The sequence below is a fragment of the Acetobacterium bakii genome, assembly GCF_001263355.1.
Taxonomy (GTDB): Bacteria; Bacillota; Clostridia; order Eubacteriales; family Eubacteriaceae; genus Acetobacterium; species Acetobacterium bakii.
Window position 1 is genome coordinate 1 of sequence record NZ_LGYO01000051.1, and the last position, 3,030, is coordinate 3,030.

A 3,030-nucleotide genomic window follows, 5' to 3' on the forward strand; every position below is an offset into this window, starting at 1 on the left:
AAAAATTGTTTCGTGTAAACTGGCAGCGAAGCTCACGTTACTTTCGCAATTACCCGAGTTTTATGTTTCAGTATTAATGCGTTTTCTGAATACAACTTGTCTGACCTCTCTTTTTAAAAGATACTTTATGAAGATATAAACTAACACAGCAAGTCTTATTTTCCCAGAAATATTAATTTCCACATCGGTCATTTCGGAATCGAAAACAGGGTCTAACCCAATGTGTGCATGGGGCACAAGCTCGCTGAATAATTGGATCAAGAAACTAACCAATGCCGTGTTGACCGGGTCATCCAAACCATAAGTGCCGAAAGCTGATATTTTTTTTGGTTTTAAAACATTTAAAACCTCTTTTGCGAAATTCAGGATTTCTTTGAAAAAAGTCATGCCCGGCATTTTGAAATTTGATTTCCTGGTTTTTTTTACTGGCTTTGGCTTTTTTCGAAGACTTTTTTTAAGGGGTTCATTGATTAGTACTCTTTTGAATATTCTGACTTTCACAAAAGGCTTCAGATCTTCCAGCCAAAGCTCAACTTCAAAAAATGCCCAATTCAGATGCAAATAAATATTCGCTTTTTCTTTTAATACTGCTGAAATTCGGTAATTAAAGGGTATGATCAGTATTAAAAGAAGGATCACAATTATTACAAGTAATATAATGAGCATAATTTTAACAAGCAGACCTAATAAGGTGAAGATCATCATAATATCCCCCTGTTTTCAATGTTTTGATCCATGTGTATTTGCAGCGACTCTATTTTATATTTTACTTGTTCTAACTTCTACCCTCTTAAAATTCAAATAATCATCCTGTTTAGGGGAAAATCAATAAATTCATTTAAGGCTTAGTGATGTTATCCTGAAAGGAGGGCTAAAATTGGCATCAAAAACAACGCGAAGAGGCTTCAATCCGGATGATCGCAAGTGGTTTTCCGATGAAGCTCTGACCCGGCTTGGAATTGTCCAGGAAGAAGTTCAGTGGCTTCTGGACCGGAATTATAAAATGGGTACGGTGATTGAGTTTGTGGGTAACCATCACCAACTTTCTATAAGACAGCGGACCGCCCTGCAAAGGGCAACTGCTTCTCAGCTTCAATATGAGAAAAGACAAGCGAACAGGCTTCCGCTTGCAGCCGCCAGGGATGGATGTTTGTCCATTGATGGGTTTAACCTGATTATCACGCTTGAGGTTGCCCTGTCAAAGGGTCTTATCATATTGGGAAAAGACGACGTTTTAAGGGATCTGGCCGGTTTAAGGGGATCCTATAGCCTGATTGATCAGACCGACAGTGCATTAAGAATTTTGGGTGAAAGCCTTCGAAAACTTTCAGTACCAGAGGCAATGTTTTACCTGGATGCACCGGTTTCCAACTCTGGTCGGCTGAGAAACAGAATCCTTGAGCACGCCCAAAAATGGAATATTCCTGTGGCGGTTGAACTTGTGCCCAATGCTGATACTGTCCTCTCTAAAATGGGAAGGATTGTAACCGGAGATTCGGTGATTCTTGATCAGTGCACAAGCTGGTTTAATCTTTCAGGAAGAATTGTGGAGGACTATATCAAGGATGCCTGGATTGTAAGCTTTAATAAATAATTTGTTTAAAACGATGTGTCTTTTATACCAAATAAAACAGCCTGAGCTCATCACTGAGTCCAGGCTGTTTTTCATCATTAATTTAATTACTGCTCTTTTATAATACTGTGAGTCGGTGTCCAGCTGCTATAGTTTAAATTTCGTGGTGAATCGTTTGATGGCCTCTTCGGTGCTTTCTCTGCTTGCAAAAGCCGTCAATCGGAAGTAGCCTTCGCCGCTGGGACCAAAACCCGCACCGGGTGTTCCAACAATATTGACATCGTTAAGCACTTTGTCAAAGAATGACCAGGAGTCCATTCCTTTGGGTGTTTTTAACCAGATATAGGGGGCGTTTACGCCGCCGAAAACTTCAATCCCAGTGCTCTGAATACCTTCTCGTATAAGCTTGGCATTGAACATATAGTAGTCCACCAGGGCTTTAATCTGCTTTTGCCCTTCCTTGGAATAAACCGCTTCAGCACCTTTTTGAATAATATACGGAACCCCATTGAATTTGGTGGCATGTCTTCTGTTCCATAACTTGTTGATGTCAATGGCTTCACCGGCGGCGGTGTAGCCCATTACTTCCTTGGGAACAACGGTATAGGAACAGCGGGTTCCGGTGAACCCGGCATTCTTTGAAAAGCTGCGAAACTCGATGGCCACCTCTTTGGCGCCTTCAATTTCATAAATACTGTGGGCCACATCCTCTTCCTGGATATAGGCTTCATAGGCGGCATCATATAAAATAATGGCCTGATTTGCTTTGGCATAATCCACCCATTTTTTCAGCTCGGTTTTAGAAATCGTTGTTCCGGTGGGATTGTTGGGGAAACACAGGTAAATGAGATCCGCCTTTTCAATTGGCAGCTCTGGTACAAAGCCATTTTCGGCGGTGCATGGCATGTAGATCAGATTTGTCCATTTGCCGTCGGCGCCAAGGGTACCGCTTCGGCCGGCCATGACATTACTGTCAATGTAAACCGGATAAACCGGATCGGTAACGGCGATTTTATTGTCAACGCCAAAGATTTCCTGGAAATTCGCGGTGTCGCTTTTGGAACCATCACTTACAAAAATCTCATCCATGTCCAGGCTGACGCCGCGAGTGCCAAAATCAAACTCAATGATTTTTTCGATGAGGAAATTATAGCCGGGTTCCGGTCCGTATCCTCTGAATGTCTTTTCGTCAGCCATTTCGTCAACGGCTTTGTGCATGCTGGTGATCACCGCTTCCGGTAAGGGTTTGGTAACATCGCCGATGCCGAGTTTAATGATGTCTGCATCCGGATTTGCAGCCTTGTAAGCCTCAACCCTCTTTGCTATTTCAGAAAAAAGGTAACTTCCCGGTAATTTTAAATAATTTTCGTTAATTAATGCCATTTTATTTTTTCCTTTCAGTGAATAATTTTAATAGGCAATTACGAAACTGCCGTGAGCTTCGCTGCCAGTTTACA

At 41.9% G+C, this 3,030-nt stretch carries 3 protein-coding genes; 1 reads left to right on the forward strand and 2 read right to left on the reverse strand.

Annotated features, from left to right (window positions below; genetic code table 11):
- Positions 1-60: 60 nt before the first annotated feature.
- A complete protein-coding gene (locus AKG39_RS16610; protein WP_160316212.1) occupies positions 61-702 on the reverse strand; it encodes a hypothetical protein in 642 nt (213 codons plus the stop codon).
- Between the two features lie 175 nt (positions 703-877).
- Between AKG39_RS16610 and AKG39_RS16615 the strand changes: the two genes are divergently transcribed.
- Positions 878-1,594 (forward strand): DUF434 domain-containing protein, encoded by a 717-nt coding sequence (locus tag AKG39_RS16615; RefSeq protein WP_050741525.1) that lies wholly within the window; start codon positions 878-880, stop codon positions 1,592-1,594.
- Between the two features lie 126 nt (positions 1,595-1,720).
- Here the strand turns inward: AKG39_RS16615 and AKG39_RS16620 are convergent, their stop codons facing one another.
- On the reverse strand, positions 1,721-2,956 hold the full coding sequence (locus AKG39_RS16620) for an LL-diaminopimelate aminotransferase (RefSeq protein WP_050741526.1): 1,236 nt from the start codon (positions 2,954-2,956) through the stop codon (positions 1,721-1,723).
- Between the last annotated feature and the right edge of the window lie 74 nt (positions 2,957-3,030).

What these genes read in the sequence shown, in the direction of transcription:
- AKG39_RS16610 (WP_160316212.1), bottom strand. Translation starts at nt 702, where the DNA reads ATGATCTTCACCTTATTAGGTCTGCTTGTTAAAATTATGCTCATTATA.
- AKG39_RS16620 (WP_050741526.1), bottom strand. Translation starts at nt 2,956, where the DNA reads ATGGCATTAATTAACGAAAATTATTTAAAATTACCGGGAAGTTACCTT.